Source organism: Bradyrhizobium sp. SMVTL-02 (assembly GCF_051853005.1).
Lineage (GTDB): Bacteria > Pseudomonadota > Alphaproteobacteria > Rhizobiales > Xanthobacteraceae > Bradyrhizobium.
In genome coordinates, this window is the sequence record NZ_CP182469.1 from 1,188,382 (window position 1) to 1,208,050 (window position 19,669).

Genomic DNA, 19,669 nt, shown 5'->3' on the forward strand with positions numbered 1-19,669 from the left:
AACGTGGCGATGAAGCAATGACGACGATCGCGCAGCTTGCGGGCGGCAATCGCTCTAAGGGGCGAAGAGAGAGGGGACGGGGTGGCTTAATCATGAACTCTACATGTGGCACGACTCTGGAGGGTCGGCATCCTGGCTCCCGGCCCCTCCATCCACCCGGGAATGCCTACCAAATCCGGAATTCAAACGCCGTTTCCGCGATCTCGTAGAGCTGAGCGGCCTTGCTTATTGAACTGTTCACCACCGGTCGGATACGCGAGCGAGGAAGATATCGCTCGCGCGCTCACCCCCGCCTAGAGGCGAGTTTCTGGCGTCGCAATTAGGGCTAGGAACGGCCCATAAGCTTCGACTGCATGTGGGTGAGCGCGTTACTCAGCCTTGCCGCTTCTTCAAATCGGGTTTCCTGGCGCGGCGGGCGCGAGCCGGGATTGACCACAATGGCTTCAGCGGATTCTGAAAGTCGGCGCAGCGGCGTCCTGAGCCATTGAGCGGCGCACAGGAGCAGCGCCAGAGCGACGAGATCGCCGGCGCCGAGAATGAACCAGAACGATCTGATCAGTTCTCGGGTTGACGCCATAGCCTTGTCAGCGTTCTGTCGGACCAGAAGAGACCAGCCGAAGCTCGGAAGATCTGCAAAACCAACGCTCGGAACGATCACTGTGAAATAGTCCTTGCCATCAGGCCACCGCTCGTTCGAAAACGCGCTGGTGACGCGGCTGGCGGCAAGCGCCGAGCCGACGCTCAGCCGCTTATTGACGAGATCAGTCGGGCCAAACAGGACGGTTCGGTCCCGCGACAGCAGCAGCACATCGATGCCAGGCGCCTGCAAAGCAGCCATCCCTTCCTCCACCCATTTCCAATTGAGGTGCGCTCCGATCACGCCGGCGACGGAGCCATCATGCCGTAAAGGTGCGGCCAGATCGACGAACCGATAGGGTTCAGCGGACGCGGGCAACAGGCTTGCCAGGAGTTGGGCTTCGTGGACATCGACCGCAGCTGGCGCATCAAGGCCACGCCTAAACCATGGCCTCTGCGCAACGCTTGCACCCTCTAGCATCCCATCCCTGGCCGCCAGTACCTTGCCCTCAAGGTCGGCTATGCCGAGCCACGAGTACCGTCCATCCAGGCGGCTCAGGAATTTGATTTGCTGACGGGCATTTGCCTGGTCTGTGGGGTCGATCAGGTCGGCCATGCGTGCCACGTCGATCCAAACTCCATAAAGGCGCCGCGCCAGCAGGTTCGCGCTTAGTTCGCCGCGAATCGTCAACTTCTCGGCTTGCAATTCCGTGCCGCGCTGCTCCAATGAGCCGGTGTACAGTGTCGCGGTCACCATAGCTGGCGCCAGCATCAACGTTGCGCCGCCAAAGAACACAAGCGTGCGCAAGCTCAACCCTCGGTTCGCCATCACGCCTCCTCAATGAGTTAGAGCCCGGGCCAATTCGCGGATGATGCGAACGATGTCCCCGCGATCGGATCCCGGAAGAGCTCGGGTGGTGTGGAGCTTTTCGATTAGTTGGGTCCGCTGCTCAATGCTCGGCGAAAACTTTAATCGGTAACCGTTACGAGTTGGCGCAAGAACACGCGCCTCGACGTCGCCAATAGCTGGGATCGTCAAATTGCCTGTCGCCCCCACCGAAAGGCCGAATGGCCCGCTAATGCGAGCGCCTTCCGGTCCGAGATTCACGAGCCAACCACGGTGCCGATCGCCTCCAATGGTCAACGTGATCGGTTCAGGCACCTGGCGCTGCGGTCGGTTATATCGGGGTCGTTCGATGCACGCCGCGATCGCTACCAGCAAGACTAGGAGATTGTAGACCGTCCAAAACATAACGATGGCGACGCCGTCGCCCGCTGTCGATGAGGTGTTGAAGACGAAATCGGAATTCAACGGAACGATCAGGCCGCCAAGCGTCAATCCAAACAGGATCAGAAAAGGTCGCATCAATGACCACTGGACGACGACCCTCGATCTGTCGCCGCCCTTGGCTGTCACGGAGAATCTGTGCGGTCCTCGCGTCAAGAGCCCGAGCGCAGCGGCCCGACAGATCGGCCAAGCGGCAATCAGCTGCGACGTATCGTTGACGATGGGGATAAACAGCCCCTTCGAGAGCCAATTCAAGGCAACCAGGACCATCACATAGTACGGGACATAGTATCCGGTGATATCGACGAGCGAGGCATTCATGATCGTAATACCGAGCCACCAGTAGAGGAGCGGAAAGATCAGACTCGCCAAGCGGAAGGGAAAGGTGGTTAACCAATACAGCACGGAATCGATCACACTGATCCGGTGCATCAAACCCAATCGATGGGAACCGAATGGATTGTAGCAATTGCGCGCAATTTGCATGAGGCCGAGGCACCAGCGGGCGCGCTGGACGATGAATTCCTTAAGTCCCTCCGGAGCCAAACCCTCAGTCAGCGGTTCGTTGAGATAAACGGTTTGCCATCCGTGTTCGGCGAGCTTGAGCGTGAGCAGGAAGTCCTCGGTCACGCTTTGCGTCGGAAGCAGGCCGATCTGTTGGATTGCTCGCACCCTCATCACGGATGAGGTGCCGCAACAGATCGCGATTCCCCAAGCGTCCCTTGCCGGTTCGACATTGTCAAAGAAGTGTCGTTGCTCGTCCGGGTAACCGGCGCTGATGCCGAGGTTGTGCTGGATAGGGTCCGGATTGAAGAAATGTTGTGGCGTTTGAACCAGACCAACGCTTTGATCGTGAAACAGTGCTACTGTCCGGTCGATGAAATCGAAATGTGGAACGAAATCGGCATCCAGGATGGCCACAAAATCCGGTCGATCCGGATCCCCGGCACGCTGGGCGAGCGCGTGGTTGATGTTTCCCGCCTTGGCATGCGCGTTATCGGAACGCACGATATATCCCACCGAGTGCCGTTCGCAGGCCTGTCGGAGCCAATCCCTGCGGCCGTCGTCAAGCACAAAGACACGAAGCTTTGGAAAGCGCAGGGCTTTGACGCCAACCATCGTCCGCTCGAGGATCTCGGGCGGCTCATTGTAGGTCGTGATGAAGATGTCCACGCCTGGCGCTTCTCCAGGCAACCACCATCCGGCGTGCTTGTCAGCTTCGGCGGTACGTTCCTTCACGCGAGCGAGGATCATAAATGCGATGGACGAAGACAGGATCGTCGCCGCCTCGAGCGTGGCGAAGCCCCAACTGACCAGCGCGTCCATGGTCCAGTCGAGTGGCACCAACGTCTCGGTGAACCTCCACACCACGTAGCGCCATGAGAGAAGTGTGGCCAGCCCCAGCAGAAGGGCGCGCCAATACCATCGGCTCGGGTCAAGCAGTGGCAGGACGGTCAGGCGTAGCCCGATGATGACGGCGGCTCCAGCTAAGGCGGCGAGGAGTGGCGATAATAGCAGCATTAGAAGCCGTACCGCGTAAGATACCGACGGAATTGGGCGATCGGGCCGCTTGAAAACACGACACGTCCGGTGCGTCCGATGGCGCAGCCAAGATCGGGTTGTTCTGCGAGACCCGGTACAGTTACTGTTACGTCGAAGCGCTGCAGATGCTGCGGACTCGGTCCCACCGCAAGATTTGCGTAAAGCGGCGACGCACCAGCTCCGCCGAGCCGGGTAATGGTTCCATCGAAAATTCGCTCGTCGCCAAAAAGCCGAAACTGCACCGCCGCGCCGACGGATAGGTTATCATAGAGTGATTCCGATACGCCCGCAGTTACGACGAGGCTATTGCAGTTTACAAGCTTGACCAAGTCTTGTCCGCGCCGTGCGTATTCGCCATCGTCCACCAGGATATCCCAGACGAGGCCTGGGACGCGGGCGTTGAGCGTCGCGGAAGTCAGGCGATTGACGCGCACACGCTCCGCATCGATTTGCCCGTCGAATTGAATGATACGTGCCTTGATTTGCTCCTCGTCGACAAACAGCTCTGCCAGTCGTTGATCGAGTTCCCGGATGCGCTGCGTCGAAAAGGGGGCATCGTTGTAAGACTCTCCGATGAAGACGCCGGTGCGGGCTGAGGCGAGTTCCGTCTCGAAATAATTGACTCTCTGCTGCGCGCTCTCCAATTCCTGCTGCGCCACGTCAAAAGTTGCCCGCGCCCGATCCAGATTGGCTGCTGTCTGAACGCCGCGATTGTTCAACTCATTGGCGCGTTTGAATTCGGCGTCCGCCTCGCGCAGGCGTGCGGCTGCAGCATCCTGCGTCGCCTTTGTCTCGGCGATCCGCGCCTCGATCTGCCGAATCCTGCCACGCTGGTAGTCAGTCGACTGCGCATCAAATCCGGCTCTAGACCGCGATAGCGCGTCTCGCTGGCCGGCAATGCGTATGAGTTCGATGCGCTGATTGTCCCGGTCGCGCTCAAGTTCAAGAAGTCGAGCGGTATCGAAGCGCTCGTCGGCAACTTCAGCCGCTAGTTCTCCCGCGTTAATGCGCCCCCCAATGCTCTTCACGGCAAGCGTGACCCGACCGTCGATGGGCGCACGCACGAGGTAAAGTCGAGCATTTACCGTAGCATCTGCCGAAGTTCCAGCGAAGTGCTCGCCGATGATGACGTACAATCCGCCGGCGAGGAGAAGCGAGCCGATTACCACACGTGCCAGCTTCATGAGAGAATTCCAACCGCATTCCTGGCCTTGCTGCTTGATTTAATTGCGCCATTCGACAAACCGAATTGAAATGCGCGATGCAGGTTCCGCCGATTCGGCAACGCTACATGCCCCGGAAGCGGAGGGCCCAGCCACCTCGGGCACTGTGCTTGTCCGCTGTTCGCGTTTCTCGTCCTCGGCTGCAATCCTAGGCATTCGATATGTCCTAACCTGAGCGAGGATTGACACATCGTGCTACGTGGTTCTCTGCTCAGTTCCGATCATCAACCCTTCGAATGTACCACGACCTTCAACATGTCCACGCCTACCTTCTTTGATAGCGCTCGGAAGTAGGGAAGAAGCACAAGTACTCAACTGCGCAGATTCATCAGCATCCGATGATGCTTGACCGAGGCTGATCTGAGGTCGGCAAATTGGCTTATTATTAGCTAGAGTTTGCGCCTGCCGAATTCCCTCGGCTGGGAGGAGTGGGCGAAGATGAAGGCGTTAAGATTTTTCGGACCCAGAAGGCGTTCATCCTGAAGCATGGCCATGACGGGATTGCGGTGGTCAGATCTGTCGCAAGGCCGGATCAGCCAGGCGACTTATTTCAGCTGGAAGAACAGGTATGACGGGACTGCTGCCGAGATGCGACGGCGGAAGCAACTCGAGGGCCTCGTTGGGCGTCGGCACGACAATGGATCACATTGTCCGTTCACGGTTCCTCTATAGTAAGCTGGACGAAGCCCGCGGGTACGCCGCCTACACGTGAATAGCAGCGCGGTGAATGTATTACGATCCCATTTCCTTGTCCTGAACTGCCCGAGCAACCGGACGCTATAAGAGCGAACGAGGCGCAACATGAACATGTTCAGGGAAGATGTGTGCGAACTCGGCTACGGCCCATGCTGTGTCTGCCGAGCACTGTCCGTGCCGAGAGGCATCTTGAAACCTAAGCTACCGTCTCTTTCTCATAGGGAACGACATGACTTTGCAGTCCTCCTCTTTGAGGATCTCCTCAAGGAGCTCGCACTGGCTTGCCAACATTGCATAAGTTTTTGAGATGCTGACCAAGACGCTCAATCTCCTTGGTGAAAGGTCACCTGTTCTCGATAGATCCATATATATCTTCGATAGCTCCCGATATTCGTGAGGACTCACCATGTCTATTGCTCCGCAACAAATCGGCATGTCTTTAGCTCCGCGACCACGCTCGCTACCATTATGCGTATCAGATGAGACTGCATCATCGGACCTGCCAAATTCCGTAGTCTTAACGCCACGTCCTGTTTTGGCAGTGGTGCTTCGATCATGACCCACAATCCTCCTAGAGCGCGCGCCAACCGTTACCGCGCTTGATTGACGAACTAGATTAATCAATCCTCGTCTGACCTCCATCTTAGCTCACCGCGAGGCCGCCTTGTTGATCGGTGCGAGTGCCCCGATGACGTCTCCGCAGACGGCGGGCGGTATGACTTCCGACATCATGAGGCGGCCAAGCGGGCTTTGCGCGGTGGTCCAGGAGCTGACCTCGGGGCTCAGCGGCGACGACTGCATGAACCGCGCCTGGCCCCCGTGCGCATCCACTTGATCGGCTCAAACCGCCACACGCGCGACCCGGCCAAAGCGCTGACGATCAGCGCCCCGCCACCGGCTCGGTTGGGCCCCGGTCGACGACAACGCCGTCGACGCGCTCGCGCTTTGCACTACCAGGTCTCGATCCTCGATCCGCAACTCGCAGGGCAGGCCTCGCCGCTGTTCCGACGGTGGGGCGCGGCGGCAACCAATGGGAACGTGATATACCGCCCATCCGGACCATCAAACCGGAGTTCTGGACCGACCCCCGGAACGCTGCCGGAATATGCCAAGTGCCTGTTCCTCGGCCTGCTCAATCATGCTGACGACTATAGAGTGCTCGACTTCGATCCGGTGGCTCTTTAGCCGTCGGCGCGACCCGAATGTCGGAAATGGCGAATCCCACGGCTTGAAAAATGCGGTGTCGTGAAGCCAGAAAGCCATGTGCGGAAGCCATGTGCTCTCCGTTTCGCACCCGTGTTTTGTCACGCAAGGCTTAGTCTGAAATGCGGGTCAGCATCTTCACGTGCGGTCCCGCCCGTTTGAAGATCGGCTCCCAAAAGGCATAGGCCTTCTCGGCGAAACTCGCGCTTATGGCGAACTTTGTGAGCGCCCCCCGAATTGCGGCCTGTCTCTGGCAGCCCTGCTCCTCGACGAGATGCCACATAAATTGAGCGACCTGGCGCGTGTAGGTGCTCGGACGACCTCGGTGGTTGGGTACGATCTCAAGCCGCATGGTCCCGGTCTCGCGCGTTTCCGGTTCGGTGATAGCGGCAAGCCAGATGAAGATTGATGGATCAATGCTCGCGGCATAGCCGTCACGCTTGAGCTGCTGATTGATCATAGAGAACGCGCTGGCGGCTTCTCTGAAGCATTCGCTCAGGATGAAGTTCGCCTGATTCTCGAGCTTGCCGCTGCGAAGATCGTCCAGCAATCTGACCGCCTCATCAGTGAGCCGTCGCATGTATCGCGGCTGCGCTGTGCCGTCAATTGATTCCTTCTGCACAGTCAATTTGACTGCATCCGCGCGAGACACCGTCACGACTTCTTTGAGACCGGTCCAAAAACTGCTTTCAAGACTGGAATCGCTGATGTCTTTCGACGCCGCCTCGTCTCCCACCGGGATCTCTACGAGATCGTTTCCATGGTCCAACGCAGCATTCAAGCTGGTTTTGATGTTTTCAAAAGCTCTGTTTTGATAGTCCTTGGCCATCTTTACCATCATCTCGGTGGTAGCGTCGGACTCTAGGAGTTCGTCCTTGCGCGGCGCCGCCGCATTCCGAGAATCATGCACCGCAACGGGACTGGGAGCCGTCGCTTGCGGCGGAAGGATCGTTCGAGCAGGCGTCTTCTCGCCCATATGCTCCGGTCCAGGATTGGAAGCAGCAATCCCCCTGGACAACACAAACAGGCCATCGTCAAGGGCTCGGCTTGCCGCCGAGGTAAGCTCGACCAGCGAGCGTCGCGCATAGCGGGTGTGGTTAGCACGCCGCGGTTTTTGCGATGGCTCGTGATCTAACGGCCCCTCGACAAGCTTTTTCAAGATCCAGCGCTCCAGCTCACGAACTTCCTCCGAGGCTCTTCCCTCGTGTGCAAACTCGGTCGCGCCTAATCCTGCCTCAAGCGCATCCTGCTGGTTGCGCTGTCCGACATAGGGAAGCGCAAGCACCCCGAGCCAATTGAGCGCCGTTGCAGCTTCACTCAAGCGGCAGCCCCGCGGTGGCGTGTGTTTGAGGACGAAAGCAGATCGACGGTTGAGCCTACGAATAGCAAGCAGCGTCGGTATCGCAGCTTCGATGTCGGCCGGACTCGGACGCGCCAGGGCACGCACGGCCAGCGCATTGTTCGTCGCGGCGGTATCGATGACCGTAATCCAGATCCTCTAAGCTTCAAGGCTGACGAGCGCCCCTTCTAGTCCGGCGGGATCGCAGGAGCGGCTAGCCCGATGAAGAGTATAGTGCTTAGCGAGGCTTTCTCCTTCTCTTAACCCAGCTTCGTATCGGCTCCGGTGGCGGTGTAATTGGACCAAAATTCCATCTGATCATCTTCTCCATCAACTCCGAAGTGTGGTAGTTGACCGAGGGCCTTGCGCAGCCGTCGTGTCGGCAGTTGATGCTGTCTGCTAACTATTGATCAAAGGCTTGACCTGAAAATGTCTAGCCGGGCCATGATTTGGTTGTTAGTTCCGCGCTCCCTTCTGAAGCGGTTCATATGGGGAGTGATGGTGTCCGATTGTAGGCCCAAATTTTTTCGACGACTCGGCGTTTCGTGTCGTGTCATCCGGGACGCAGGCGATGTATGTCCTTGCTCGGGTCAGCCAACGGTTAGAGCACGCTGGCGGTCGGAATTGCAGTCGCATCGATTGGGAACTGGGAGCGCGTCGCAATTGTCGAGGCGGATCCACAAGGCACGATTTCAAAATGCAAAGAGCCGGCGCGGCCATCCCTATCCGCGGGTCATTCGGGTCTCCGATCTAAAGCTGATCTTGCCGCGCCGCCCAACGTCAAAGCGCGTCCGACGGCCATTCCAATGTATGATTGGAGTGGCTTCTACATCGGCATCAATGGCTGCGGCACTGCGCATCAATGCTGGTACGTGATCAACACCGGCGGCCTGGTCGTCGCTCCGCCAGTTGGGATGGATGTGCCTTGGAGATGCCGCGTCGGCGAAGGTCATGTGAGCGCCGTCCTTGAGCCGCTGGTCGTCATTTAATCGCGGCACCTGCCCAGGATCAACGTAGTCGCTCCAGCCGCCGAGTGCCTCATCGCGCTGTTCGTTAAGCACGACATGCGCCTTCGAATCCTCCGGACCCGCGCGCATTCGGCAGCGGGAAGTCGGGGCGGAATTGTCGGTTTGTCTGAGCCCATCACTTATACGCGCGAGAACAGGATCGGTAGTATCTTTTTCTTGCGACCGCGTCCCGAACGCGTCGCAATTCGAACCCCTCGTTCACTGATGCGCACGCCGGTCGGCATGTCGGCAAAAATCGCGCAGTTGAAACGGCGCCGAATACCTCTCCGCTGGAAGCAGCGGACGTTGAAGCGATCGCTTGACCTTGTAGGTGCAAGCCTGGCTCTGATAAATTGTTCTCGCCGCGATGCTGACGACGGCTATCCTGATAGCGGTGACGTCAAAAGGTTCGACGAGTTTTCGTCAGAACGGCGTCGGCTTCAATGGACGTATCTTCAAAATCTTGAAGCTCCGCGGCATGCGAGCAGTCGACCAGGTCCAATGATCGTGCAGGCCTGGGAGCATGACCCCGTGTGACGAGCCTCGGCAAAATGGCTGCGCAAGTGCTCGATCGACGAACTGCTGCAGCTCATAAAAGTACTCAAAAGCGACATGTCGCTGATGGGATCCCGACCGCATGCAGTCGCTCACAATGTGGAGTATGAAAGAATCATCAGCAACTTTGCTCTCCGACATTACTTGAAGCCTGGCATGACCGGCTGGGCTCAAGTTAGCGGTTATCGCCGAGAAACTCGCACGATCGACCTGATGCGGAAGCGTGCTTAATACGATCGAAGCACCGCGCTTGGTGGATATCGGAGTTAATCAAGTGATGAACGACAGACTCCATCTTAGTAGAGGCGAGGCGCGCTTAGCTCGAAATCTCCAAACGCATCCAGATCGGGAGAGCCTTGCGCAGGGCTCCCGCCGCTTCCCTTTTCCATCCCTCACCACTCGTCGGAACTAAAGCGATCGGAATCGTATTGCACGATAATCCACTTGTTGATGGTTACCGGGCTTCGCATCTCGCGTTCCGTCGCGGCGCGGGTAGCCTCCAACGCAAGCTCGGCCGCTGCTATATCTGCAAACGTGCCTTGCAGGGTCGTAAGCGGAAGGCGGTACCACAAGTTATTGCTGCCGAGCACCCAAGCCTGCCAGCCGTGCGCCACGGCCTGTTTCAAAAACACAGGGTGGGGCGCCGCGAAAGCTTCTTCCGCGAAGGCGTCTTCCAAATCATACGAACACAGATACTTTGCCATCGTTGCGCCGCTTCACCGAAGTGCCCACAAGCAAGCGATCACGATCGCGGAATAAACGAGCGCCGCGTCAATTGCTAACGTGATTTCTACCGACGTGATTTCCATCGTGGAGCTCCGAATTGGATTTGCGTGACCGGCCGCCCACCAGACGGTGTATGTGAGCAAGGAATTCTTCCAGCAATCGACTATCTGGACGCCATTTTCTGTCACCCCCACCGCTAAATTGGTTGAGGTTTAATAGTCAAAGCCCCCTGTAAAATCGCGGGCGCCAGGGTGTTAGTAGCCAATGTGTGTCCGCACCGAAAGATGTATATCGGCAGCGCGCCGGCGATGTGGCACTCATCGTCGAAGTCGTACCCGTTTGCTATGTCCCCGGTCGCGCGGACACTCATCCTGTTGTACCTGCGGTCTGCATGTTCGTACATGCTGAAGACATCGCGAACGAGCGAACGCAATCGACCCCGAAGCAGCTCAAACATGTTGCTCCATTTAGCCTCGCGGGCGTTAACGGGACGGACCCGAAATGGCGTTGGAATATCCCGGGTCCGCCCGCGGCATCGCCGCCCCTGCAAGGCCGCCGACGCTCATCCAGCAAAGCAAGGAGCGTGCCGCCTAGACTAACCTCTTCAAGTCCGGACGCGGCCGCTTCAATGCGCAAACGTGAAATCTGGCGCGCACGCTGCGCCTTCTAAGAGAGCAGCGCGGGCGCGACTGGTCAGTCGCGCCGCGCGGCAGGGCGGTCGAGGCGAGTTTATGCTGCACGGCTTCGACGGGATGGCATTTCAGCCACCGCGCGGGTCACGCCGGCCGCGGCTCGTTGGTTCGCGGTATCGGCCTGCGTTGCCATCGGGACCAGACCCGCGCCGTAGCGTTTGCAGAAACCTCATTCGATGATCGGGTCCAATCCCGACCGGGAGTGGTCCAGGCGGCCGGTGTAGTCACCAACCAACTCTGGTAGGCGCTTCCCCGATCTCATCGGGATACAAATCTGAAGCGGTGTGAGGATGGCATCGTGGGGTAGAGAAAACGACCGATAGGCGCGTGCTCCGGTTTTGGTTCTGTCTCTGTCTCGGTCTTGGACTTAGTTTCAGTCTTGGCTTACGGATTTTGCCGGGTGGGCTGGCCGGTCAGAGCGACGACGTACGTGCGCAGGACAGCACCCTTATCGACCACGTTAGATCAACTTGGCGAGCGCAGGATGGTGAGACGGCGGAGCAAATCTTCGCTGAGGTTGCCAAGGGCGCACACTTCGTTCCCAAGGGATGGGAGCTTGGCCGAAAGACCGACACAGGCGAGCCTGTTGTGCTCTCGTGGGCTGAACAGCGGACTGATAAATCAGAGGACGACTCTACGGTCACGCGGGAGGTGGGCGCGACGGCACAGTGACACTTGTGATGCCGTATGCAAAACCCATGGAACTAGGCTGGCGCGCGTGCGTACTCTCACTACTTTCTGACGAGATAAACAGCAAAGAAACAGGGGTGAGTCGTCGCTTTCTACATGATCCGGCTAGCTTTGACTTCTTGACAACAGCGCAAGGCAGGCTGCGCGATCTTCTACGGAGCGGTCGTTGCACTATTTGCGATGGTGCTAATATGCACTACTTGTTGACGGTGGACGAGCAAGAATGGGGCAAGGACGGCCTGTGTCGCGTTCAGCTTTCGGCCGACTGCGATGTTCAGGGGACTGGTTATTCTATCCGCGATGTCATCATTTTCCAGAAGCGCGAGCGACAAGATTGGAAGCCGCAATCGTTCCTAGCCAAGCGTATCGCGTCCTTTGCCCCAGAGTCTCGGTTTGATCTTGCAGGACCGAAAGATCAGGGAGCGTTCGAGGCGGACCGGAAGGTGTTGGCAAAATGAGACTGGCCGAGGGTCGATGCCATGGCGGACGACGATGATTAAACGTGAAGTCGCAGCGTGGCTGCTCGATATGTTTCCGCTCCACAAAACCGCTGTTAGTTTGTCGCAAAGGTCGAAGTTGGGTCAGGCGATGACGCCCTTGACGATCATTGGCGATTGGTTCGAAAAGCAGGACGGGAACGTACAAATCGAGATTGCCGGCATGGCAGCGTTTTTGATGTTCGACGGTGCTGACCTTCTCGATCTCGGCAGCCAAGAGCAACTGGAGTTTCTCCGACATTGGTTGAGCGAGGTGGGATTGGAGACCCATACGGTCGTTGGCCGTGTTTTGACGTTCCGAGTCTGCTTTGAGTACTTCGCGGAGAACAAGTTTACCGACTTCGGGTGGCGGCTCTCCGAAAAGGCCCTTCGTAAAGCCGTCGAAGAGTCCGAGCGCGCCCCGAATCCTGACACTATGCGGCTTGCCTCTCATGCGCGAAGAATGCTCGATGGTTTGCCAACCCTCAAAAGCAAGTGGATCGAAGTCGGCAAGACTTGGCGAGAACTGGCCGACGCCTGGCTGACGTCTAGCGCTCTCAGAGATTGGACCGCCTCGCAGATGGAACAGCCCCGGGCGGAGGCTGAGCGGGGGAGTGGTGGATGAAAATCGATAAGCAACTTGGATAGGCGATATCCGCTCGCTCCCCGCCGCTATCGGGAGCATAGCAGATACCAGATGCGGTGTGATTTAAGAAGTGCCAGCTTTGGCAGCACTCCACTTGCGGCTCGGTGCTAATCTTTGAGCCGTTGACGTGAGAAAAGCAGCTGATGCGGCAATGCCGATGTGGGTTCTGGAGGCTTGACCTCTGCGCGATGATTTCGACAGGACGGCGAAGGCGAAACTGTGAATTATGAAATCGTAACTCGTCGCGATAGGACGCGTTTGCCACCATCTGTGAGATGTCGATGGGAGAGATAGCTGTCGCTAGGTCAATCACTGTAAGATAGCGCTCGGTACACCCCACGGGGCGTGGCTGATCGAGACAAGAACAAGCGTCAGTCCTGATCGCGGAGTGTAGCGCCACACAATTCCAGTGCATAGTCAGGATTGTTGCAAGGAACGACCAAAGGCGTGGATCGGACCTTGCTCTGTCTCACCGAACCGACTAAGAGGATTTATTGATCGCGTGCTCACCGACCAGCAAATCGCAGAAGCCAAAAAGCACGTCCGTTATCAGCGACAGAACAATGCCCACGAACATGAGGTCTGCATCAGGATCGGGGCATACCCAGATCTGGCTCACAAGTCAGGCGCTGTTGCTAGGGAAGCCTTTGCAGCTCGGCAGCATAGTGCTGTTCGTTGGCGCTAAGTGCGCGGTTACGCGGACACCGATCCTGTTGTGGCCGCCACATTTCATACTCATAGGCGATGAAGATACTTCGCGAGCGCATGAGCGACCGTAATCGCTAGTGAGTTCGGATATGGACGCAGCCGATCACGACCTCGATCAGGATGAGCACGACGAACCAGCGTTCTCGACATACTACGTGATCAGCCGCTCGCCCTGGTGCTGCTAATGGTCAACGTCAACGTGCTTTCGGGCTTTGCTGTCACGCTGCACGAGTAACGCAAAGCAAGGACGCGATGCTGCAGAGCTGCATCGGAAGGGGCAGACCGTGATCTGGTGCCTTCGCGGATTTGCTTCAAGCGACGTGCCAGCTCTTCATAGCTTTCGGCCACTTTCCGCAGCGCGTCTCCGCGAGAAGAAGCGCGTGGGCGACGACGGCACCCGTAATCTGCTCCGACACGTTGCCGACGGGCGTGCCCGAAAACATGCTGTGGTGGGAGGGCGACACCGGCTGCCTCTACGTGCGCTACAACGTCGGCGACAGCGTGCAATGGTTGCTGATGATGCCGCTGCCGGACGTGTCGTCGTTCGTGCAGACCGGCGACACCATGACCGCTGCGCTTAAGGTGATCGCACCGGTCGCTCCAACGATGCGGTCCGAAGACGTTGTCGATGCGGCTGCGGCAGGCAGCGTGCGCTACTGTGCAACAGGTGCTGATCATCACACGAGCCGTTGACCTGCATGCCGCTATAGGCGACCGCATCAAGGGCGCCGCGCGCCTGCACGGCTTGGGCCGCCAGTCACCGGCCGCCCAAACTGAAGTCGGGCCGCACTTCGGCGCCACTTGGACGACAAGCTGTGCAGACAAACCTCGGCGTGACACCGGACAGCCGCATCATGAAAACTTTCGAGCTCCATGTCCGCTTAGTATCGAGCGCGAGGTGTCGCCTGGCCGCTAGCCCGTCTTTTCTCTTTCGTTGGAGTCAAAGTCTGGCGTGGCCTCATATCGGGCGACCAACCATTTTTCCATTGTGACATTGATACCAAGCTCTTCTGCCGTCTCCGCCCTTGTTGCGTTGAGAGCAGCGACCGCTTGCGTTTGATTGGCGAACGACCCCTGTAAGGTGGTGTTCGGAAGAGTAAACAGAGTGTCGTTATGGTCCAAAATCCATGGAGACCATCCGTTTTCGATAGCATTAACTACGAAATTTTCGTGCGCGTCTGGCTTGGTCTCTTTCAAATCATATGAGGCGATAAATTTAGGCATCGTAGTTGCTCTCCCTCTGCGGGGGCAGGCATGTGCTGGAGGCAGCGCGAGTGCGACTCGGCGTCGGCCGGAGCAGATCGACGCTATCCCTACCGCGCTCGCGCTGCCAGTGAAGTTGGCGGCGATGACTCGGCGCTCGCGTTGGACCCTGAAAGCGCTGTTCCTGCCAAACGCCGCAAACTTCGATGGCCAACCTTCGCCTCTGGATTAGCAAGGCTGACCACCTTTGCTCCCGAGAGGCTCAATTCTCAAGGGTGCGGGCAAGAGTATCGCGAAGAAGTGTCGCTAGGCACCTACCAGGATTGGTCGGTGCCGCTAGTGTGACCCGGGGGCAATGAGCCCTGACGACTGACTTCGAGTTTTGATGTGATTGAGCATGACCGCGAGCTTTCCATATTCGCGGAACTAGTCGGAGGCCCCAAATTTGATGCCGCCACAATCAGCACGGAACGGAGGTTGGCTCTCGAGCAGTACGCAGCCGTGCTCATCCACTCCAAGCCAACCAGGCTGGCGGGCGACATCGCTCTGAGCCGCTACGTCGCTGGGTCCGCGAGTGGCACCTGCCTGACAATCAGGGCTAGCTTCAAATGTTTTTGGGTACGACCGGTGACGCAGAGGTGTGGATCGGCCTTGCTGCGGATCTTGCATGCGGCCATCAAAGAAGGGCCGCGCGCGTGAAATCAGCGGTCGGGCACGTTCAGGAGGTGATCGATGAGGCGAACGCGACAGGCCGGCTTGCCTGGTTCAATGCCGTTTATCGGGCGAAGTAGAACCCCTGATGTCCTATGCCGAGGCGTTGGCGCGATTGCGGTGACCACGGGCCTGGTCGAGATCGATAGCCTCACCTCGATGCCGACCTCTTGTCGGCAATCTATCCGCGTCCTTGTTCATCCGCGCCTGTTCGCGATGAAAAAAAGCGGCAGAAAGTCGGTTGACCGCTTGAAAGGGGGGGTCTTCCACGCGCACGCGCACAGAGCCATATGCTTCCCCTCTCGGTGTCCGTGGTTTTTCACACAACGCTGGAGAAGCGACCAACGAGGTTCGCTAGTTGCCAATGACGCCGATGCCAATATAGGTGCCGGCGTCGATGGTCTCTAAGCTTGACCGTGGCGTCGAAGGGCTGCTGCTTGGTTGCAGGTGTGATCTTTTCAATCCAACCTATAGGACGCCTGAAAGAAGGTACCCCAGCGCTCCATGCTGAACTTCGAAAACTGAGTCGGACTAGTGATTTCCGAGCCACTACAGCCTGTGCATGTCGCTTGGCTGTCCGTTTTGGTCCACATTGCCCAGTAGCGCCCGCCGACGCCAACGCTGAAGTTTTTGGTGATAAAGTAGGACAACACGCCTTCAACCTGGACACCCCCGCCTCCATTCCCACGTTGTTCCACGAAGGTGGTGAAGTCGCGCAAGAGATGATTGTCACGCCCTTTGAAATCGGTCCAGGGCAGGTAAGCGACGTCCGTGCTCAAACGCCAACGCTCTGTGAGCATGGTTTCGGCGCTGAGGCCGAGCCGAGGTGCATTCCACTGAGTATTCTGGCTGCCAACGACCCTATCGTCGCCGGGAGGCAAGCATGTAGTCAACGGATTGGCGATCTGTAGACACCCTCTCGAGTCGGAACTCTGTTCATAGTAGGTCCAGCCGATAAATCCGCCGACCTTGTAGTTGGCGCCGCGCAGAAAATCGTAACCGGCATCGGCCGTGTAATAGGTGAACCTCCCGTTTGCCTGGCCTGATATCGTGTTGACATAGGGCGCGCCCCAATCTTCATCGTTCATGTTTCCTTTGTTGAAACGCCCGGCGCCAACGTTACTCTTCAGGAACACTCCCCACGGGCTATCAACACGGCCAAATGCTTCCCCGGAAAGCCCGTCGAGGCCGTGGTAGGTGAGCCTTGATATAAGAATGTTGGGATCTACGGCCACGCCGCCAGCGTTCCATTGGAATCGTCCCCGGCTGAGCCAGAGCCGCGATCCGCCTTCGAACGACCAACCGGCGGCGTAAGCAATCAGCGGCGTGCCGGCGGGTGCTTTCGCGTACAGCGGTGCATCGGACCACTGCGTCCACGGGTCGGCGCCAAAATGGTAGTTCAATCCGATTTTTCCGATGTGATAGTTGCTGGATAGGCCCGTTGTGTTCTCTGGCAGAATGGCGAATGGCGGATTTTGCACCGTCGGAGGAGTCGCGACACTTGGCCCACCGAAATGCAGATAGTCATACTCGACTTTGACCGACCATGCAGGCGTAAGCGCTTGCTCAACGCCTAGCCCGATGGTGCCGCCGACCCGACCATAGTCGAAATGTGTTTTCTCCTGTGGCCCCCCGCCTTCAAAATTGTTGACGACGTCGCCCCGATTGTTTTGCCAAGCAACGCCTCCCTTGAGGTAGGCCAGCGTGTGACCCAGCGCGCCAAACGCGTAAGCGACGCGACCGGTCCCGGTTGCAAAGACGTTGGGACCTGCCTTGCAGTTTGCGCTCACGATAAAGCCGGAGGCGGCGAGGCAGGTATTTGTACCGTCGGAGACAGCCCCGCTGGCATCGAGTTCGACGCCAAACACCCAGCCGTTGTTCTGCCAGTTATAGCCGATCTCGCCGCCTGCCAAGAACACTGGGGTATCGACGACGTCGCCATAGATTGACGGACCGTAGGGATTGCTGAAGGAGGTTCGGCCGTAGCCGCCGCCGACGTGCCCGCCAATATAGCCTCCGGACCAGCTCCACACAGCAATGGGCAGTTTCACTTCCGGCACAAGGTCTGCTGCATTCGCTGCACCGCTTGCAACGAGCGCAATTGAACCGGCTACCAAAAGAAGAACTCTAGATCGCATCCAGCACTTCCCTGCATTTTCTCGGTTTACAACCGAGCGCCTTAAGTTATTGCCGCAGCAAAGCGTCGGGGCGGACCAGAACGGCGGCGCGCGCCGAGTCCGTCCCGAAGATCATCGCACTGCGGTTGGTGATGATGCCGTGAACAAAGCAAACTGCGTGCCGAAGTGAATTCGGTAGGCTCTACAGCCGCTTCGTAGCGCTGTGTAGCCTCAAGTTGCTGACATTGGTCTCAATAGCGACAGTCGGCGCAGCCAGCGCCCGACAGTGGCCGGTCGCGCGCTGAATGTGCAGGGCGGGCCTTGCGCAGATTTCATTCTTCCGCGCGGGGACGTGTAAACTCTGACGTCGTCGGCGCCCGCGCGGTGTCGTCGTTGATTGGAACGTTCGCCGGGTGCTACCGATGCGACGAGCCTGCGCGGGTACGCGGCACCACCGCTCAGTTCGCGCATATTTCGCGGCGGCGTTTTCGGCCTTCGGTTTCGCTTAAGATAAATGGCCTCCCCGAGCCGTAAACGGCCCACCGGACAGGCCTTCCTTCCAGAGCGCGGCGGAATGCTGACCGATTCTGGTAGCTGGGTCGCGGATCTCTTTGGGAGATACGATCCGATGTGGAGATTAGCGAGCGATTGGTAAGGTAGTAGAAAAAATGACTGCAAGGCGCGTGCTTTTGTTCGGCCTCGGTCTCGGGCTTTGTCTCGGCCTTGCTCTATGGCTGGATTTGCCCGGCGGGCTGGCCGGTACGGTCCATGGTGTCCGCGCGGACGACCCCCTAATCGACAAGGTTAAATCAACTTGGCGAGCACAGGATGGTGAGACGGCGGGGCAAATCTTCGCCGAGGTTTCCAAGGTAGCCCACTTCGTTCCTAAGGGATGGGAGCTTGGGCCAAAAACCGACACTGGCGAGCTCGTTGTCTTTTCATGGGCCAAACGTCGGTCAGGTGAAGGAAAGGGCAACTATACGGTCACATGGGAAGTGGCACCCGATGGCACAGTGAAAATTATTGTTCCTGATGCAAAACCGATGGATTTAGGCTGGCGGGCGTTCGCACTGTCGCTTGTTGCTGAGGAGGCAACAAACAGAGAAAGGGGCGTCAATCGTCGCTTTCTGCATGATCCCGCTAGCTTCGTTTCGTGACGACCGCGCAAGACAAGCTGGACGATCTTCTGCGGCATGGCCGCTGCATTATCGGCGAGCCGGTTGGAGTGCACTATTCGCCGAAGGTAGACGAGCAGCAAGCCGCGAAGGGCGACCTGTGGCGCGTCGAGCTTTCGGCCGGTTGCAATCTTGCCGGACTTGGTGATTTCGCCCGTGACGGAGTCGTCATTTTCGAGAAGCGCGAAGGGCAAGCTTGGGAGCCACAATCGTTCCTTGCCAAACTTCTCGCCACGTATGCATCCGAACTTACAGACCAGAAAGATCCGGAAGCATTCGAGGGGGCCCAAAAATCCTTGGCAAAATGAAAGCGGTCGATCGCGGATAGTGAAGACGAACATGTTGACGATAGGCTGGTACGAGCGATAGAGCGCGCGGAGACCCCGGCGCGAGAGCGTGTCATCCGGCCGCTCGAAGAGCGAGGAACTCCTGGACGTGGACACCGCGGCGCTCCGAGCGAAAGAGCTGCTTTGCGTGGTCAAAGCCGCAGAGGGGCAAACACCGCTCGCCGAGGCGGCTTTCAAGCTGGAAGAGCGTAGCGTACTCGCCCATTGCCCACGAGCGCCAAGCAGCCGCAATCGAGGTCCTGGTCTCAACGGTCCAAAGCGTTGTTGGGATCGGACTCGGGCGACGATGAATGAATAGGAGGTCGCCGCGTTGATGCTCAATGTGTCAGCGCACCTGAGCAGATTTGCGGGACGCCAAGCTCTACCTTTCGTTGTATGACATTTACCTATGCCCGGATCATATCCGGGTTGTTGAGACCGCGATCACCAGAGTCTGCCACCTTCGCTGATGTTGGCGGTTCTCGCAAACCTCATGAAACGGACCAATCTCGGGCCATAAACGCTCCTACAGGCGGTAATCATGGATGCACTGGCGAGCAGGCCGGCAGTGAAAACATGGCTGATTGACCGTTTACGCCCTATGAGCGCAATTCGCGCCGGCGTACGACTGAGCAAATCGGGCAGATCGCCGCGTCGATCCGCGAGTGGGGTTGGACAATACCAATCCCGGCGGCGGGTGATGGCATGGTGCTCGCCGTTCATGGGCGGCTAGCGGCGGGCAAGATGTTCGGCATGGCCGAGGTGGCGGT

At 58.2% G+C, this 19,669-nt stretch carries 16 protein-coding genes; 7 read left to right on the forward strand and 9 right to left on the reverse strand.

Translation table 11 applies throughout. The features are described from left to right. Positions 1-325: 325 nt before the first annotated feature. From ACNJYB_RS05755 to ACNJYB_RS05780, 6 genes are all read right to left on the reverse strand, one after another. Positions 326-1,405, reverse strand: coding sequence for a cache domain-containing protein (locus ACNJYB_RS05755; RefSeq protein WP_439373109.1), 1,080 nt, complete (start codon positions 1,403-1,405; stop codon positions 326-328). Between the two features lie 9 nt (positions 1,406-1,414). Further along, positions 1,415-3,385, reverse strand: a complete 1,971-nt coding sequence (locus ACNJYB_RS05760; RefSeq protein ID WP_439373110.1) for a glycosyltransferase — start codon at positions 3,383-3,385, stop codon at positions 1,415-1,417. Next, on the reverse strand, positions 3,385-4,590 hold the full coding sequence (locus ACNJYB_RS05765; protein ID WP_439373111.1) for an HlyD family secretion protein: 1,206 nt from the start codon (positions 4,588-4,590) through the stop codon (positions 3,385-3,387). The genes ACNJYB_RS05760 and ACNJYB_RS05765 overlap by 1 nt, the downstream gene beginning before the upstream one ends. Before the next feature lie 1,383 nt (positions 4,591-5,973). Then, positions 5,974-6,156 carry a hypothetical protein gene (locus ACNJYB_RS05770; RefSeq protein ID WP_439373112.1) on the reverse strand — a complete coding sequence of 61 codons (183 nt, stop codon included), beginning with the start codon at positions 6,154-6,156 and terminating at the stop codon, positions 5,974-5,976. 484 nt (positions 6,157-6,640) lie between these two features. Beyond that, positions 6,641-7,849 (reverse strand): hypothetical protein, encoded by a 1,209-nt coding sequence (locus ACNJYB_RS05775; RefSeq protein ID WP_439373113.1) that lies wholly within the window; start codon positions 7,847-7,849, stop codon positions 6,641-6,643. A gap of 740 nt (positions 7,850-8,589) precedes the next feature. Continuing rightward, a complete protein-coding gene (locus ACNJYB_RS05780; protein WP_439373114.1) occupies positions 8,590-8,928 on the reverse strand; it encodes a hypothetical protein in 339 nt (112 codons plus the stop codon). A gap of 313 nt (positions 8,929-9,241) precedes the next feature. Between ACNJYB_RS05780 and ACNJYB_RS05785 the strand changes: the two genes are divergently transcribed. Further along, positions 9,242-9,379, forward strand: a complete 138-nt coding sequence (locus ACNJYB_RS05785) for a sugar transferase (protein WP_439373115.1) — start codon at positions 9,242-9,244, stop codon at positions 9,377-9,379. An 86-nt stretch (positions 9,380-9,465) separates the two neighbouring features. Then, complete coding sequence (locus ACNJYB_RS05790) at positions 9,466-9,660, forward strand: sugar transferase (RefSeq protein WP_439375469.1); 195 nt, start codon at positions 9,466-9,468, stop codon at positions 9,658-9,660. Between the two features lie 161 nt (positions 9,661-9,821). On the opposite strand, the gene ACNJYB_RS05795 is transcribed toward ACNJYB_RS05790, so the two are convergent. After that, positions 9,822-10,133 (reverse strand): hypothetical protein, encoded by a 312-nt coding sequence (locus ACNJYB_RS05795; protein ID WP_439373116.1) that lies wholly within the window; start codon positions 10,131-10,133, stop codon positions 9,822-9,824. Positions 10,134-11,527: 1,394 nt separating this feature from the next. Here ACNJYB_RS05795 and ACNJYB_RS05800 point away from each other — a divergent pair. The 3 genes from ACNJYB_RS05800 to ACNJYB_RS05810 all read left to right on the forward strand — a co-directional run bounded on the left by ACNJYB_RS05800 (position 11,528) and on the right by ACNJYB_RS05810 (position 14,060). Further along, a complete protein-coding gene (locus tag ACNJYB_RS05800; protein ID WP_439373117.1) occupies positions 11,528-11,995 on the forward strand; it encodes a hypothetical protein in 468 nt (155 codons plus the stop codon). A gap of 34 nt (positions 11,996-12,029) precedes the next feature. After that, positions 12,030-12,638 carry a hypothetical protein gene (locus ACNJYB_RS05805; protein ID WP_439373118.1) on the forward strand — a complete coding sequence of 203 codons (609 nt, stop codon included), beginning with the start codon at positions 12,030-12,032 and terminating at the stop codon, positions 12,636-12,638. A 1,158-nt stretch (positions 12,639-13,796) separates the two neighbouring features. Further along, positions 13,797-14,060, forward strand: coding sequence for a hypothetical protein (locus ACNJYB_RS05810; RefSeq protein ID WP_439373119.1), 264 nt, complete (start codon positions 13,797-13,799; stop codon positions 14,058-14,060). 219 nt (positions 14,061-14,279) lie between these two features. On the opposite strand, the gene ACNJYB_RS05815 is transcribed toward ACNJYB_RS05810, so the two are convergent. Beyond that, positions 14,280-14,591: a hypothetical protein gene (locus ACNJYB_RS05815; protein ID WP_439373120.1), complete on the reverse strand. Its 312-nt coding sequence runs from the start codon at positions 14,589-14,591 to the stop codon at positions 14,280-14,282. Positions 14,592-15,739: 1,148 nt separating this feature from the next. Next, a complete protein-coding gene (locus ACNJYB_RS05820; protein WP_439373121.1) occupies positions 15,740-17,419 on the reverse strand; it encodes an outer membrane beta-barrel protein in 1,680 nt (559 codons plus the stop codon). A gap of 647 nt (positions 17,420-18,066) precedes the next feature. On the opposite strand from ACNJYB_RS05820, the gene ACNJYB_RS05825 reads away from it, so the two are divergent. Further along, positions 18,067-18,555 carry a hypothetical protein gene (locus ACNJYB_RS05825; RefSeq protein ID WP_439373122.1) on the forward strand — a complete coding sequence of 163 codons (489 nt, stop codon included), beginning with the start codon at positions 18,067-18,069 and terminating at the stop codon, positions 18,553-18,555. Then, positions 18,552-18,881 carry a hypothetical protein gene (locus ACNJYB_RS05830; RefSeq protein ID WP_439373123.1) on the forward strand — a complete coding sequence of 110 codons (330 nt, stop codon included), beginning with the start codon at positions 18,552-18,554 and terminating at the stop codon, positions 18,879-18,881. The genes ACNJYB_RS05825 and ACNJYB_RS05830 overlap by 4 nt, the downstream gene beginning before the upstream one ends. The last annotated feature ends 788 nt before the right edge of the window (positions 18,882-19,669 follow it).

What these genes read in the sequence shown, in the direction of transcription:
- ACNJYB_RS05755 (WP_439373109.1), bottom strand. Translation starts at nt 1,405, where the DNA reads ATGGCGAACCGAGGGTTGAGCTTGCGCACGCTTGTGTTCTTTGGCGGC.
- ACNJYB_RS05815 (WP_439373120.1), bottom strand. Translation starts at nt 14,591, where the DNA reads ATGCCTAAATTTATCGCCTCATATGATTTGAAAGAGACCAAGCCAGAC.
- ACNJYB_RS05795 (WP_439373116.1), bottom strand. Translation starts at nt 10,133, where the DNA reads ATGGCAAAGTATCTGTGTTCGTATGATTTGGAAGACGCCTTCGCGGAA.
- ACNJYB_RS05825 (WP_439373122.1), top strand. Translation starts at nt 18,067, where the DNA reads ATGACTGCAAGGCGCGTGCTTTTGTTCGGCCTCGGTCTCGGGCTTTGT.
- ACNJYB_RS05800 (WP_439373117.1), top strand. Translation starts at nt 11,528, where the DNA reads ATGCCGTATGCAAAACCCATGGAACTAGGCTGGCGCGCGTGCGTACTC.
- ACNJYB_RS05805 (WP_439373118.1), top strand. Translation starts at nt 12,030, where the DNA reads ATGATTAAACGTGAAGTCGCAGCGTGGCTGCTCGATATGTTTCCGCTC.
- ACNJYB_RS05760 (WP_439373110.1), bottom strand. Translation starts at nt 3,385, where the DNA reads ATGCTGCTATTATCGCCACTCCTCGCCGCCTTAGCTGGAGCCGCCGTC.
- ACNJYB_RS05765 (WP_439373111.1), bottom strand. Translation starts at nt 4,590, where the DNA reads ATGAAGCTGGCACGTGTGGTAATCGGCTCGCTTCTCCTCGCCGGCGGA.
- ACNJYB_RS05820 (WP_439373121.1), bottom strand. Translation starts at nt 17,419, where the DNA reads ATGCGATCTAGAGTTCTTCTTTTGGTAGCCGGTTCAATTGCGCTCGTT.
- ACNJYB_RS05785 (WP_439373115.1), top strand. Translation starts at nt 9,242, where the DNA reads ATGCTGACGACGGCTATCCTGATAGCGGTGACGTCAAAAGGTTCGACG.